Here is a 14,561-nt window from a genome sequence, read left to right on the forward strand (position 1 = left end):
ACTAAGATTCAACCATCAACGTATCCATTAAAAGAGCGCTATGGAAAAGACATACAACCCAACTTCAATCGAACAAGCTCTGTATCAGACTTGGGAAGAGAAAGGCTACTTTAAGCCACACGGTGACACTACTAAAGAATCATACAGCATCATGATCCCGCCACCGAACGTCACTGGTAGCCTACACATGGGCCACGCGTTCCAAGATACGATCATGGATACGCTTATCCGTTGTGAACGTATGAAGGGTAAAAACACCCTTTGGCAAGTAGGTACTGACCACGCTGGTATCGCAACTCAGATGGTTGTTGAGCGTAAGATCGCTGCAGAAGAAGGCAAAACAAAACACGATTACGGTCGTGAAGCTTTCATCGACAAAATCTGGGAATGGAAAGGCGAATCTGGTGGCACTATCACTAAACAGCTTCGTCGTCTTGGCGCATCAGTAGACTGGGACCGTGAGCGCTTTACGATGGACGATGGTCTATCTAACGCCGTTCAAGAAGTGTTCGTACGTCTATACGAAGACGATCTAATCTACCGCGGTAAGCGTCTAGTTAACTGGGATCCAAAGCTACACACAGCGATTTCAGATCTAGAAGTAGAGAACAAAGACACTAAAGGCCACATGTGGCACTTCCGCTACCCACTAGCAGATGGTGCTAAAACAGCGGATGGCAAAGACTACATCGTTGTTGCAACGACTCGTCCAGAGACCATGCTAGGCGATACGGGTGTTGCAGTTAACCCAGAAGATCCACGTTACAAAGATCTTATCGGTAAAGAAATCATCCTTCCTATCGTTGATCGTCGCATCCCAATCGTGGGCGATGAGCACGCAGATATGGAAAAAGGTACTGGCTGTGTGAAAATCACACCTGCGCACGACTTCAACGACTACGAAGTTGGTAAGCGCCACCAGCTACCAATGATCAACATTCTGACTTTCGACGCGAACATCCGCGACGCAGCAGAAGTATTCAACACTAACGGCGAAGCAAGCGACGCTTACAGCACTGAGCTACCAGCTAAATACCACGGTATGGAACGTTTTGCCGCTCGTAAAGCTATCGTTGCTGAATTCGACGAGCTAGGTCTACTTGAAGAAGTAAAAGATCACGATCTACAAGTTCCTTACGGCGACCGTGGTGGCGTGGTTATCGAACCAATGCTAACTGACCAATGGTACGTACGTACTGCGCCTCTAGCGAAAACAGCAGTTGAAGCAGTAGAAAACGGCGACATCCAATTCGTTCCTAAGCAATACGAAAACATGTACTTCTCTTGGATGCGTGACGTTCAAGACTGGTGTATCTCTCGTCAGCTATGGTGGGGTCACCGCATCCCAGCTTGGTACGACAACCAAGGTAATGTTTACGTAGGTCGCACTGAAGAAGAAGTTCGCAAGAACAACAACCTAGAGTCAGTCATTGAGCTTCACCAAGACGAAGACGTACTGGATACATGGTTCTCTTCTGCACTATGGACGTTCGGTACTCAAGGTTGGCCAGAGCAAACTGACGATCTGAAAGTATTCCACCCTTCAGACGTTCTAGTAACTGGTTTCGACATCATTTTCTTCTGGGTTGCGCGCATGATCATGATGACCATGCACTTCGTGAAAGACGAAAATGGCAAACCACAAGTACCATTTAAGACAGTTTACGTTACCGGCCTAATCCGTGACGAAAACGGCGACAAGATGTCGAAGTCGAAAGGTAACGTACTTGACCCAATCGACATGATCGATGGTATCGACCTAGAGTCTCTAGTAGAGAAGCGTTGTGGCAACATGATGCAGCCTCAGCTAGCGAAGAAGATCGAGAAGAACACGCGTAAGACGTTTGAAAACGGTATCGAAGCATACGGTACAGACGCACTGCGTTTCACCCTTGCAGCAATGGCATCAACAGGTCGCGATATCAACTGGGATATGAAGCGTCTTGAAGGTTACCGTAACTTCTGTAACAAACTATGGAACGCAAGCCGTTACGTAATGATGAACACAGAAGAGCAAGATTGTGGTTTTGGTGAAGGTGAGATCGAGTACTCACTAGCAGACAAGTGGATCGAGTCTCAGTTTGAACTCGCAGCGAAAGCGTTCAACAACCATATCGACAACTTCCGTCTAGATATGGCTGCAAACACACTTTACGAATTCATCTGGAACCAATTCTGTGACTGGTACCTAGAGCTAACTAAACCCGTTCTATGGAAAGGTACTGAAGCGCAACAGCGTGGTACTCGCCGTACACTAATCACGGTACTTGAGAAGACGCTACGTCTAGCTCACCCTGTGATTCCTTACATCACAGAAACTATCTGGCAAAGCATCAAGCCACTAGTTGACGGTGTTGAGGGCGAGACAATCATGCTACAAACGCTGCCTCAATTCGACGAAGCAAACTTCAACCAAGAAGCGCTAGATGATATCGAATGGGTGAAGGCGTTCATCACTAGCATCCGCAACCTACGTGCTGAGTACGACATCAACCCGGGCAAGCCTCTAGACGTTATGCTGAAAGCAGCGAATGAGAAAGACGCCTCTCGTCTAGAAGCAAGCAAACAAGTATTGATGTCTCTAGCGAAGCTAGAAGCAGTACGCGTGCTTGAAGCTGGCGAAGAGACCCCTGCGTGTGCAACGGCACTGGTTGGTAAGTCTGAGCTGATGATCCCAATGGCGGGTTTGATCGACAAAGATGCAGAGCTTGCTCGTCTAGATGGCGAAATCAAAAAGACTCATGGCGAAATCAAGCGTATCGAAGGCAAACTAGGTAACGAAGGCTTCGTGGCGAAAGCACCGGAAGCGGTTGTTGCTAAAGAGCGTGAGAAACTTGAAGGCTACAAAGAGACACTAGCTAAGCTAGAAGAGCAAAAAACCACTATCGCGGCGCTGTAATCGTTTGATCAGAAGCGAAATACTTCAAGACTTAGATTTATAAAGCACTAAAAATCAAAAGGTTGGCTATCATGGTCAACCTTTTGTATATCTTTCACCAAAAACCATCATCAATAGCTTTCCCCTATCGCAACAATACTCATCATCCATTAGTATTAATGAGAATTATTATCGATAATAAACTCATCGAAACAAACACGATTGAGTAATTATCATGAAAAAGACACTAACTTTCGCAGCACTGCATTTTACTATCGCATTTAGTGTCGCTTACGTACTCACAGGCGACATTTTAATTGGTAGTTTAATTGCCATGATTGAGCCTTCAGTGAACACCGTAGCCTTCTACTTTCATGAAAAGGCATGGGCAAAAGTCCCAGCACTTAAAGCTCGTCAGTGGATGACCAAATTAAAAACCGCAAGCTTTGCGACCGTGCACTTCAGCGTCGCTTTTACCGTGGTTTACTTACTAACAGGTGATGCATTTGTCGGCGGCGTAATGGCGATGCTAGAGCCGAGTTTGAATACGGTGGCTTACTACTTCCACGAGAAAGTATGGATGCGTAAATCATCAGCAAAAACTCCAGCACCGCAGTTTTGTTTACATCACCACGCTTAAACATGGAGGCTCACTACGTCTCCTAACGAGCCAAATGACATTTATCATTGACAAAGTTGCGCACCGCAATTAATTTGATTGCGGTGCGCAACTTTATTTTTAGAGGTAAGTGATAATGAACGCTCGTCAACTCCGACACTACTCCCGTCAAGCCGTCCGATTGCTTGGTATGCTCGATAAACAATGCGGCGATGTCGCTCTTACCCCGGTACAAGCGCACGCATTAGGTGAAATCCAATTGCAGCCATTGACCATCAACCAACTGGCGCAGCAGCTTAGTGTCGACAAGTCCAATGCAAGCCGCACCATTACTGGTTTGATTAAATTAGGTTTGGTTGAGAGCATCGAAAACCCGAAAGATAAACGAAGCCAACTCGTAGTGCTCACAATTCAAGGACAGCAGGCGTTATCGCAACTAGACCAACAGCAAAACAGATTTTTTGAGCAGTTGCTTACACAACTTGATGACTGTGAGCAAGAACAACTCAAACTTGGTTTAGAGACTTACCTAAAAGGGCTGATAAAAGTATGTCAGGCAGAGGAATACGTTCTTCGACCTCTTACAAAAGCAGACAACCCGCAAGTGGCAGACGTAATTCGTAAAGTCTCTGCTGAATACGGCTTAACCGCAGACAAAGGTTATGGTGTGGCCGATCCAACGCTTGATGATATGTATTCGGTTTACAATCAATGCGGCGCCGCCTATTGGGTCATTGAACATCGCGGAGAGATCGTTGGTGGCGGTGGCTTTGCCCCTTTAGCTGGTGAGCCAAATGTGTGTGAGCTGCAAAAGATGTACTTCTTACCTCAAACACGAGGACACGGTTTAGCCAAACGCATCGTCGCATTGAGCTTACAACTGGCGAAACAGTTTGGGTATCAGCAGTGCTATTTAGAAACGACCGAATGTCTAAGAGAGGCGGTAGGCTTGTATGAAAAGCTAGGCTTTGAGCATCTCGATGCCCCGCTTGGACAAACAGGGCATGATGCATGTGAAGTCGTAATGCTTAAGGTACTGTAATAAAAAATATTATCAGACGTTAAAGCACAACATGGGTAACGCAAAGCTCCTGGCTCAATGCAACAGTGAAGTTTTGGCGTTGCCCATCCAATTCAACAGACAACTGATAGAGATCATTTGGATCAGGGTCATTAAGATCAGCATACTTTGGCGCTTCAATCTGAAAGAGTGCGCTGGCGTGATCTGCACGAACGTCAATTGGGATATGGTAAGTCATGCCATTAAACTTTACCGCTGCTGACACTAGCCCTGGTGCAAATGTCTGGTAATACAAATCGACCTTAAATTCACACCCGCCACCATGGTGCCAAATCTGCTCGGTTGCCACGCGATCTAAACGCACGTTGCGAATAAACTGCAAGTACGGTTCTTGCCACACGCCCAGTCGCTCATCACTTTTCTTATATTGATGTTCAGAAAGCGGGCACAGTTCTGGCCTATCCTCATCGAATAAAAGATCTTCTTCTTCCTCTAGGAACAATATCTCAAAGCGATTACGCCCCATTTGCATGTATGGGCGAATGTCTTTCTTATACACACTTTGCGAGCCATCACAATCAAACACAGCCACGCCGTTCAAACGTACCTCCGCATGGTAATCAACACCACCCATTACCATTTCCACTGCAGGAAATGCCATCATCGCCTCATCCACTTCAATGTCATGCATCAGGTGCCATTCTTGTTGACGGATCGCTTCCTCCGTCAATTCATCAGGCAGGACTAGACTTAAAGGGGCGGGAAAAGTGATGTCATCCTGTGGAATCGAGAGGTCCGTCAGTGGAGAGACTTGCCATAAACCGGCGAGTGAGAGTTGCATATACACCTTGCGCTAGATCAATTTTCACGCATTATAGGGAGAAATCCCCTATAAACTCAATGTGAATTATTTATCACCTCCACATTCATCTGTTGTTGGATGCTATTTTCAAGGTATAAAAAAACCAGCGTTAAACGCTGGTTTCTCTAAAAGAGGTGAGCTTTGATTACTCGTCGTCTTCATCTTCTTCAGGGTAAAGCGCATCTTCGCCTTCGTAGTACGTACCCCAACCGTCATAGATGATGTCGTATTTTTCTGCCAAGTGAATCAGTTTTTCAACTTGCGCATCAATGGCTTCTGCGTCTAATGCTGATTCCATGGTTGCGTCACAGCAAAGCAACTTGTTGCCATCTTCATCTTCAGTTTCTTCCGCTTCAAGCACTTCAAAACCCATCTTGAATGCTTCAACAACCGCTTTTTCTAGCGTGTCAAAATCTTCTGCAAACAGGTGGTGCTCGATTTCGTATAGCGAATCTGGATCGCTGCCATCTTCTAGCAATGCTGCAATGATATCGCGAGTCTCTTCCTTTTGAATCTCAATTAATTCTTCTACTGATAGATATTCATCTTCGTGAGACATGTTTTGGCTCCAGATTAGTTACTTGATAGAAACACTATACCCGATACTGAGTATGCTGATCCGGTGAAATATGGCATGGATTGCGATGAAAAGCCACAAACAAACATCATACCACCGCGATTCTTATCGGTTATTTGAATATAAATATTAAACCGACCACGCAAAGAAACAAAAAATTAACAAAAAATGGCATTTTTTAATATTCAGAACATCCTAACTGACACTTAATGCGGTTATTTTCTCTTTCTGTGCGTGTTTATGGCGCTTTCTTGAATACACTCACGTGTAAAACGAAGAAGCATAACGAATAAATTCACTTTAATAATGCATAATTTAGAATAAAAATGCACGTTTTATGCACTGTGCGTGTATTCTTTCTCAACGGGAAAATTAGAATAAAAACGCACGCACTCTAATTTTAGTAAAATAGCATTTATATCTAATAATAAATTTAATAAGAATAAAAATAAAAATAAAAAACTCACAAAACCAGAAACACCAGAATATAAACAAAGCTTGATAACTTGCATCTTTCTAGGAAGCTTGTCATAACTAATGGCTGGAAAATTTGTAAGGATACAAAATGAGCAAGCTGTACGTTGGATCAGAAGTTGGTCAACTTCGACGAGTTCTATTAAATCGCCCTGAACGCGCCCTAACCCACTTAACTCCGTCAAACTGTCATGAGTTGCTATTTGACGACGTTCTTGCTGTAGAAGCGGCAGGTGAAGAGCACGATGCATTCGCACGTACGCTGCGCGAGCAAGACGTTGAAGTGCTTCTCCTCCACGATTTACTGGTCGAAACCCTCGCCGTTCCAGAAGCAAAACAGTGGCTGCTAGATACTCAGATTTCTGACTTTCGTTACGGGCCAACCTTTGCGCGAGACCTACGCCAATATTTTTCAGAAATGGATGATGAACACCTTGCCAGCATCTTTTTAGGTGGCTTAGCTTACTCAGAGCTACCGATCTCCTCATCTTCTATGCTGCCAAAAATGAAGCGTCCTCTCGACTTTGTTATTGAGCCACTGCCTAATCACCTCTTTACTCGTGATACCTCATGTTGGGTTTATGGCGGCGTTTCTCTTAACCCGATGATGATGCCTGCACGTCAACGTGAAACAAACCACTTACGTGCGATTTATCGTTGGCACCCAATTTTTGCTGGCCAAGACTTTATCAAATACTTCGGTGATGATGATCTGCATTATGATAATGCGAATGTCGAAGGCGGTGATGTGTTGGTTATTGGTAAAGGTGCAGTTCTGATCGGTATGTCTGAGCGTACGACCGCGCAAGGCGTAGAGAACCTTGCAGCGAGCCTGTTTAAGGCAGGACAAGCGACCGAAGTGATTGCGATTGATCTGCCTAAACACCGTTCATGCATGCATTTAGACACTGTTATGACCCATATGGATGTGGACACGTTCTCTGTTTACCCAGAGATCATGCGCAAAGATCTCGACACATGGCGTTTAACACCAAAAGGCAATGGTGAAATGCATGTTGAAGCATCTCATAACTACCTACATGCGATTGAATCTGCTCTTGGCTTAGATCAGCTGAAAATCATCACCACGGGTGGTGACAGTTATGAAGCTGAGCGCGAACAATGGAATGACGCCAATAACGTTCTTACCGTAAAACCGGGCGTTGTGATTGGTTACGAACGCAATGTATACACCAACGAAAAATACGACAAAGCTGGTATCAAAGTACTGACAGTCCCAGGTAACGAGCTTGGCCGTGGCCGTGGTGGCGCCCGCTGCATGAGCTGTCCGATAGAGCGAGACGATATATAACCAATTCGTCCTTTTACATTAAATGAATAAAAACTAAGGTTGATGTGAATGCATCAACCTTTTTTAGTTTACATGAAAATAATTATTCACAAATAAAGCATTTATATGTTTTAATGCATTCTATTAATTCAATCACACGTACTAAGGGACGAGCTATGGCTTTCAATTTACGTAACCGCAACTTTTTGAAGCTATTGGATTTCTCAACCAAAGAAATCCAGTTCTTGCTCGAACTGTCTGCAGAGCTAAAAAAAGCAAAATATGCAGGAACAGAGCAGAAGACACTTCAAGGTAAAAACATTGCACTCATCTTTGAGAAATCTTCGACTCGTACCCGATGTGCGTTTGAAGTCGCAGCTTTTGATCAAGGCGCTCAAGTCTCTTACATCGGCCCTTCTGGTTCTCAGATTGGCCATAAAGAATCAATGAAAGACACCGCACGCGTACTTGGCCGCATGTATGATGGCATCGAATACCGCGGTTTTGGCCAATCCATTGTTGAAGAGCTTGGCACTTATGCTGGTGTTCCAGTGTGGAATGGTTTGACTGATGAGTTCCACCCTACCCAAATCCTTGCTGACTTCCTGACCATGCAAGAGCATGGCCGTGGTAAACAGCTGCATGAAATGACCTTCGCTTACCTAGGCGATGCACGCAACAATATGGGCAACTCGCTCATGGTGGGTGCTGCTAAAATGGGCATGGATATTCGCCTTGTCGCGCCAAAAGCGTTCTGGCCTGAAGAAGATCTGGTGGCAACTTGCCAAACTATCGCGCAGCAAACTGGTGCAAAAATCACATTAACTGAAAGCGTGGAGGAAGGTGTGAAAGGTTGTGATTTCCTATACACCGACGTTTGGGTGTCTATGGGTGAGTCTGCCGAGGCATGGGATGAACGTGTAGCGTTAATGACACCATATCAAATCAATATGGACGTGATTAAGCAAACGGGTAATCTACATGTGAAATTCATGCACTGCCTTCCTGCTTTCCACAATGATGAAACCACCGTCGGCAAAGAAGTCGCAGAAAAATACGGCATGAAAGGCCTTGAAGTAACAGAAGAGGTATTTGAATCGGAATACTCCATCGTATTCGACGAAGCTGAAAACCGTATGCACACCATCAAAGCCGTGATGGTTGCGACGCTAGGAAGCTAAACCAGCGCGCAAAAACAGCCGCTAAAAACCATGATGTAATCGCTTGCGCTCACGAAAGTTAAGCGTATAATGCACGGCAATTTGTCTGAGGATTAAGAAATGACCAAGCTAATTGCCGACATGAAAACGCGATTTGCTCTAGCTAAGCGACTACGCTTACGTGGTGTTATTTTCGTTAATTCTATTGAATTTTAAAACCTCCCCATTTGGGGAGGTTTTTTTATGTCCAAAATTCCTTTCGGCAATTTGGATGTAGTCATCAATGTTATAGGGAAGAAGATCATGGCGAACTCGCTTTACCAGAAGCACATCATCTCTATTCCAGAGCTTTCACGTGAAGAACTGGAACTTATCGTAGAAACAGCAGGCAGCCTTAAAAAAGCACCTCGACCAGAACTGATTAAAAACAAAGTCGTTGCCAGTTGTTTCTTTGAACCATCAACACGTACTCGCTTGTCGTTTGAAACGGCGATTCAACGCATTGGTGGTGACGTGATTGGCTTTGATAATGATGGTAATACCTCTCTGGCGAAAAAAGGCGAAACACTCGCAGATTCAGTACAGGTCATCTCTTCTTACGTCGATGCCTTTGTGATGCGCCATCCACAAGAAGGCGCCGCTCGCTTGGCCTCTGAATTCTCAAATGGCGTGCCAGTGATCAACGCTGGTGACGGTGCAAACCAACACCCAACTCAAACGCTACTCGACCTATACACCATCGCGGAAACACAAGGGCATCTAGACAACCTGAACGTCGCATTCGTAGGTGACCTAAAATATGGCCGCACGGTGCACTCTCTGACTCAAGCATTAGCGAAGTTTAATAACATCCGCTTCTTCTTTGTTGCACCAGAAGCATTGGCAATGCCAGATTACATCTGCGAAGAGCTAGACGAAGCTGGCATTCAATATAGCCTGCACACGGACATGGAGAGTGTGATTCCTGAACTGGATATTCTGTACATGACGCGCGTACAGAAAGAACGTTTTGACGAATCGGAGTACGCGCACATTAAATCGGCGTATATTTTGACAGCTGCATTACTCGAAGGGGCGCGCGAAAATCTAAAAGTACTCCACCCACTACCACGTGTGGATGAAATCACAACCGATGTTGATAAAACGCCTCATGCTTACTTCTTCCAGCAAGCTCAAAATGGCGTATACGCTCGCCAAGCACTGTTGGCGCTTGTTCTAAACGAAACACTGTAATCGAGGAGAAAACCCATGGCTAAAGAAACTCAATTGCAGGTAGAAGCAATCAAAAATGGCACGGTCATCGACCACATCCCTGCGCAAATCGGCATCAAAGTACTAAGACTGTTCGATATGCACAATTCATCACAGCGCGTTACTATTGGTCTGAACTTGCCATCATCAGCACTCGGTCATAAAGATCTACTGAAAATAGAAAATGTGTTTATTAATGAAGAGCAAGCGAGCAAGTTGGCGCTGTATGCTCCTCACGCGACCGTGAACCAAATCGAAAATTATGAAGTGGTGAAAAAGCTCGCGTTAGAGCTTCCAGAGCGCATCAATGATGTCTTCGAATGCCCAAATTCAAACTGTATTTCTCACAATGAGCCAGTAGAAAGCAGCTTTAGCGTATTCGAAAAGAAACAAGAAATCCGCCTAAAGTGTAAGTACTGCGAGAAAGTGTTCTCACGCGAGATCGTAACCGAACGATAAACACACCGTACGACTAGGCGTGATACGTTTAAAATACCCCGCAATGTCGGGGGTATTTTACTCTTTACCTACCACGGGTTTAGAGGCAAACTGAGAATCTTTATTCCCTACAACTGATGGAAAAATCAAATGACGAAAGTACTTCACACTGAATCTGCACCAGCAGCAATCGGTCCTTACGTTCAAGGCGTAGATCTAGGTAACATGGTTCTTACTTCAGGCCAAATCCCAGTAAACCCAGCGACAGGTGAAGTGTCTGCTGATATCGCAGAGCAAGCTCGTCAGTCTCTAGAAAACGTAAAGGCTGTGGTTGAATCTTCAGGCCTTAAAGTGTCAGATATCGTGAAGCTAACGGTTTTTGTTAAAGACCTAAACGACTTTGGCACGGTGAACGAAGTTTACGGCAAGTTCTTTGATGAGCACGGCGTAGCAAACTACCCTGCACGCTCTTGTGTAGAAGTGGCTCGCCTACCGAAAGATGTTGGTATCGAGATTGAAGCAATCGCGGTTCGAAAATAATTGCACTTGCTGACAAACATAAAAAAACGGGTAGCTCAGGCTACCCGTTTTTTATTGTCTTTTCGTGATGATATCGCAGTAAAACTTAAGCAGCATTACGCTGTTTGACTTCTTCATCTAACGATTCAAGCTTCTCTTTCATCTGTTCACGACAGATATTCGCTAGCTCGCGAATGCCCTCTTTACCATAGCCTTCTGTACTGATTGGAGGTAGCATTTCAACAATCACATGACCATTGTTCCAACGGTTCAGCTTAATTTTATTCGTCGAGCTACATACGATAGGAATGATTGGCACACCTGCACCAATTGCCGCATGAAAAGCACCTGTTTTGAATGGCAGCAAACCACGCCCACGAGAACGCGTGCCTTCTGGGAACATCCACACCGAAACATCACTTTCTTTCATGCTGCTCACTACCTGATCGATAGTACCTTTTGCTTTCGAGCGATTCGCTCTGTCAATCAGAATGTTACCCGTAAGCCAGTAAAGCTGACCAAACAGTGGCATCCAAGCCAAGCTCTTTTTACCTACTGTCACAACTTTCGGAGTCACAGCAGCAGAAACAGTAAACATGTCCCAGTTGTTCTGGTGGTTAGCAATGTAAACATGTTGTCCGCGTGAATACGCATCTTCAGGGATACGCAGCTCTAACTTAATCCCAAATACACGAGACATCTTGGCAAACAAGCGGCCAAAAGTGAAAACGTGCTTAGGGTTTCGGGGGCTTAATAGGCAGTAACCACAACCACCAATAAACATAACAATCGCAAAGATAGCGACAGCAAATACACGTAACAGTGCAATCATTCTTGTTCTCCAGGAACCGGCTTTTGCCAGATACAGCTATTAATTTCTCTCTTTCCATAAAGGATAACTATGGTCATGAGAGTGATATAAAAAAGCCGAAACTCAGGTTTCGGCTCTCTTGATATCCAAGTTACCTGCGGTGCAGTTTAACTTGCCTCGCTCACTCGCTCAATATTTGCGCCAAGTGCAGCCAGTTTATTTTCGATTTTGTCGTAACCGCGGTCGATATGGTAAATACGATCAACGATGGTTTCGCCTTTAGCAATACAGCCCGCAATTACCAAACTAGCCGAAGCTCGTAGGTCGGTTGCCATCACTTGCGCACCGCTGAGTGACTCAACATCACCACAGATAACCGTATTGCCTTCGATCTCAGCTTTAGCGCCCATACGCATGAGTTCTGGTACGTGCATAAAGCGGTTTTCAAAGATAGTCTCTGTGATCACGCCGCCGCCTTTCGCCATCATGTTCAATAGCGTAAATTGAGCTTGCATATCAGTCGGGAAGCCTGGATGCGGCGCTGTACGTACACTCACTGCTTTCAGCTCGCGATCAGTCATATCAACTGAAATCCAATCTTCACCCGTTTCGACAAGCGCGCCAGCTTCTTCTAGCTTGGCTAAAACCGCTTCAAGCAAATGAGCGTTAGTGTTACGACATACTACTTTACCGCCAGATACCGCGGCAGCGACAAGGAATGTTCCCGTCTCAATACGGTCGGCAACCACGTTGTGTTTACAACCACCTAGGCGCTCAACACCTTCAATCGTAATCGTATCTGTGCCTGCACCAGAAATTTTTGCTCCAAGCTTATTTAGGAAATCCGCTGTGTCTACAATTTCAGGTTCACGCGCCGCGTTGTCTAGCGTTGTAGTGCCTTCAGCAAGTGCTGCAGCACACATGATGGTGATCGTCGCGCCTACGCTGACTTTATCCATCACGATGTGCGCACCTTTTAGACGACCATCAACCTCAGCTTTAACGTAACCATCTTCAAGCGTAATCGTTGCGCCAAGCTGCTCTAGGCCAGAAATATGCAGATCAACAGGACGAGCACCGATAGCACAACCGCCAGGTAGAGAAACCTGACCTTGACCAAATCGCGCTACGAGCGGGCCCAAAGCCCAAATAGAAGCACGCATGGTTTTCACCAAATCATACGGTGCGCAGTATTCAGCAATGCTACTTGGATCGACGTGAACAGAACCATTACGGCTTACTTTCGCGCCTAAACGCTTAAGCAGTTCCATGGTTGTATCGATATCACGAAGGTGTGGCACGTTTGCCACTTCTACAGGCTCTTCCGCCAAGATAGACGCAAATAAAATCGGCAGTGCTGCGTTTTTTGCACCGGAAATGGTCACTTCACCAACGAGTGGTTTATCTGACCCAATAACTCGAAACTTTTCCATCAATAAACCTTAAAGCGACATCAGTTTCTTATCACGAGCCCACTCTTCTGGTGTGAACGCTTTAATTGATAATGCGTGAATGTCGTTACGCTGGATGTATTCCATCAGAGGACCATAAATTAACTGCTGCTTCTTAACGCGGCTCATTCCATCGAAACAAGCATCAACAGCAACCACCTCATAGTGGCTACCTTCACCTTTTACATGCACTTCTTGAAGGTTTAGTGCTTCTTCTAATAACTGTTGTACTTTTGCGCTATCCACAATTTACCCCTGATAATTCTGTATGTGTTTGGCCACTAAAGATTCAACATTGCTCAGTTGAAACAAAGTGCGCAGTTGCGCCGGCACGAAACTGAGCATTATATGACAGTTTTGCTTTTTTGCATGCTCTAATAAGTGGATTAACATCACCATTCCTGCAGAGTCGACGCGCTCTATCTCTTTTAACGAGCATTCCAGCTCAGCTTGAGCTGGTTGCCATTGCTGAGCATACGCCCACAATGAGGGCACTGTATCTCTATCAAGTGCCCCTGTTAGCTTAAGAATGTTTTGATCTAATTGCCACTGAGCGGGAGTCTGGGCCATTATTTCTTCGCCTCAAAGCGAATCGGTTCCGCAGCTAATTTCTCTAGATCTTTCGCGACAGATAGAATGCCTTCTTGACGAATTTTGCTATTCCATTCTGACTGTTTGCTAGAGAGTAAACTAATGCCTTCCGCAATCATATCGAATGCTTCCCACTCACCAGATTTGTTGTCTTTACGCAATTTGAACTCTAGCTTGATGTTTGGACGCGGCGTATCGATGATATCAACTTTAATACTGGTGATACGCTTAGAGTCATCAATGCTAGGCTCAGGACCAAATTCAATTTGTTGGTCACTGTATTGCGTTAGCACTTGGGCATAAGAAGCAATTAAGTACGCGCGAAATGCATCGATAAACTCAAGTACGTCTTCACGTTTCGCTCCTTTTAGGTTTGGACCTAGGAGCTTTAACCCAGCATAGCGGTAGTTGACATAAGGCATTAGCTCTTCTTCAACAATCACCTTGAGTAAATCTGGGTCTTGTTTGATTTTCGGTTGCTCGGCTTTTAATCTTTCGAACGTGACTTCAGCCACTTGCTTCATCATCTTATAAGGTTCAGTTTTATCCACTTCTGCTGCACTTGTACCAAACGCGCTAAACACAGCACAAAGTGAAAGTAATAATCTCGCTAACATA

General features: G+C 45.1%; 16 protein-coding genes. 9 read left to right on the forward strand and 7 right to left on the reverse strand.

The genetic code is table 11. From position 1 onward, the window contains the following. The first annotated feature begins 40 nt into the window (after nt 1–40). The 3 genes from FKN08_RS19955 (at nt 41) to FKN08_RS19965 (ending at nt 4,539) form a co-directional block, all read left to right on the forward strand. Nucleotides 41–2,899 (forward strand): valine--tRNA ligase, encoded by a 2,859-nt coding sequence (locus FKN08_RS19955; RefSeq protein WP_104970977.1) that lies wholly within the window; start codon nt 41–43, stop codon nt 2,897–2,899. Nucleotides 2,900–3,113: 214 nt separating this feature from the next. After that, complete coding sequence (locus tag FKN08_RS19960; protein WP_005397464.1) at nt 3,114–3,518, forward strand: DUF2061 domain-containing protein; 405 nt, start codon at nt 3,114–3,116, stop codon at nt 3,516–3,518. A gap of 115 nt (nt 3,519–3,633) precedes the next feature. Further along, on the forward strand, nt 3,634–4,539 hold the full coding sequence (locus tag FKN08_RS19965) for a bifunctional helix-turn-helix transcriptional regulator/GNAT family N-acetyltransferase (RefSeq protein WP_170892767.1): 906 nt from the start codon (nt 3,634–3,636) through the stop codon (nt 4,537–4,539). 19 nt (nt 4,540–4,558) lie between these two features. On the opposite strand, the gene FKN08_RS19970 is transcribed toward FKN08_RS19965, so the two are convergent. Both FKN08_RS19970 and rraB read right to left on the reverse strand, forming a co-directional pair. Then, nucleotides 4,559–5,359 carry a hypothetical protein gene (locus FKN08_RS19970; protein WP_170892768.1) on the reverse strand — a complete coding sequence of 267 codons (801 nt, stop codon included), beginning with the start codon at nt 5,357–5,359 and terminating at the stop codon, nt 4,559–4,561. Nucleotides 5,360–5,525: 166 nt separating this feature from the next. Beyond that, nucleotides 5,526–5,939, reverse strand: coding sequence for a ribonuclease E inhibitor RraB (gene rraB, locus FKN08_RS19975; protein ID WP_005381081.1), 414 nt, complete (start codon nt 5,937–5,939; stop codon nt 5,526–5,528). Between the two features lie 583 nt (nt 5,940–6,522). Here rraB and arcA point away from each other — a divergent pair. The 6 genes from arcA (at nt 6,523) to FKN08_RS20005 (ending at nt 11,111) form a co-directional block, all read left to right on the forward strand. After that, nucleotides 6,523–7,743, forward strand: coding sequence for an arginine deiminase (gene arcA, locus FKN08_RS19980; RefSeq protein ID WP_170892769.1), 1,221 nt, complete (start codon nt 6,523–6,525; stop codon nt 7,741–7,743). Between the two features lie 155 nt (nt 7,744–7,898). Continuing rightward, the gene (gene argF, locus FKN08_RS19985) at nt 7,899–8,903 is read left to right on the forward strand and encodes an ornithine carbamoyltransferase (RefSeq protein WP_170892770.1); all 1,005 of its coding nucleotides are present in this window, start codon (nt 7,899–7,901) and stop codon (nt 8,901–8,903) included. A 99-nt stretch (nt 8,904–9,002) separates the two neighbouring features. Continuing rightward, nucleotides 9,003–9,098, forward strand: a complete 96-nt coding sequence (locus tag FKN08_RS19990) for a hypothetical protein (RefSeq protein WP_031780631.1) — start codon at nt 9,003–9,005, stop codon at nt 9,096–9,098. Between the two features lie 87 nt (nt 9,099–9,185). After that, entirely contained in the window at nt 9,186–10,115 is a 930-nt protein-coding gene (pyrB, locus tag FKN08_RS19995; protein ID WP_170892797.1) for an aspartate carbamoyltransferase, read from the forward strand. Between the two features lie 15 nt (nt 10,116–10,130). After that, nucleotides 10,131–10,592 (forward strand): aspartate carbamoyltransferase regulatory subunit, encoded by a 462-nt coding sequence (pyrI, locus tag FKN08_RS20000; RefSeq protein ID WP_005381086.1) that lies wholly within the window; start codon nt 10,131–10,133, stop codon nt 10,590–10,592. A gap of 129 nt (nt 10,593–10,721) precedes the next feature. Beyond that, nucleotides 10,722–11,111 (forward strand): RidA family protein, encoded by a 390-nt coding sequence (locus FKN08_RS20005; protein ID WP_005381087.1) that lies wholly within the window; start codon nt 10,722–10,724, stop codon nt 11,109–11,111. An 85-nt stretch (nt 11,112–11,196) separates the two neighbouring features. On the opposite strand, the gene FKN08_RS20010 is transcribed toward FKN08_RS20005, so the two are convergent. The 5 genes from FKN08_RS20010 to mlaC all read right to left on the reverse strand — a co-directional run bounded on the left by FKN08_RS20010 (nt 11,197) and on the right by mlaC (nt 14,560). Continuing rightward, nucleotides 11,197–11,922, reverse strand: a complete 726-nt coding sequence (locus FKN08_RS20010; RefSeq protein ID WP_005381088.1) for a 1-acylglycerol-3-phosphate O-acyltransferase — start codon at nt 11,920–11,922, stop codon at nt 11,197–11,199. A gap of 146 nt (nt 11,923–12,068) precedes the next feature. Further along, nucleotides 12,069–13,334: a UDP-N-acetylglucosamine 1-carboxyvinyltransferase gene (gene murA / locus FKN08_RS20015; RefSeq protein ID WP_170892771.1), complete on the reverse strand. Its 1,266-nt coding sequence runs from the start codon at nt 13,332–13,334 to the stop codon at nt 12,069–12,071. Between the two features lie 9 nt (nt 13,335–13,343). Continuing rightward, complete coding sequence (ibaG, locus tag FKN08_RS20020; protein ID WP_005396230.1) at nt 13,344–13,598, reverse strand: BolA family iron metabolism protein IbaG; 255 nt, start codon at nt 13,596–13,598, stop codon at nt 13,344–13,346. A 3-nt stretch (nt 13,599–13,601) separates the two neighbouring features. Then, the gene (locus FKN08_RS20025) at nt 13,602–13,922 is read right to left on the reverse strand and encodes a lipid asymmetry maintenance protein MlaB (RefSeq protein ID WP_005396231.1); all 321 of its coding nucleotides are present in this window, start codon (nt 13,920–13,922) and stop codon (nt 13,602–13,604) included. Further along, nucleotides 13,922–14,560 carry a phospholipid-binding protein MlaC gene (gene mlaC / locus FKN08_RS20030; RefSeq protein WP_170892772.1) on the reverse strand — a complete coding sequence of 213 codons (639 nt, stop codon included), beginning with the start codon at nt 14,558–14,560 and terminating at the stop codon, nt 13,922–13,924. The genes FKN08_RS20025 and mlaC overlap by 1 nt, the downstream gene beginning before the upstream one ends. Nucleotide 14,561: the final 1 nt, after the last annotated feature.

It is taken from the genome of Vibrio sp. 1-2 (7-a) (assembly GCF_013048515.1).
Taxonomy (GTDB): Bacteria; Pseudomonadota; Gammaproteobacteria; order Enterobacterales; family Vibrionaceae; genus Vibrio; species Vibrio diabolicus.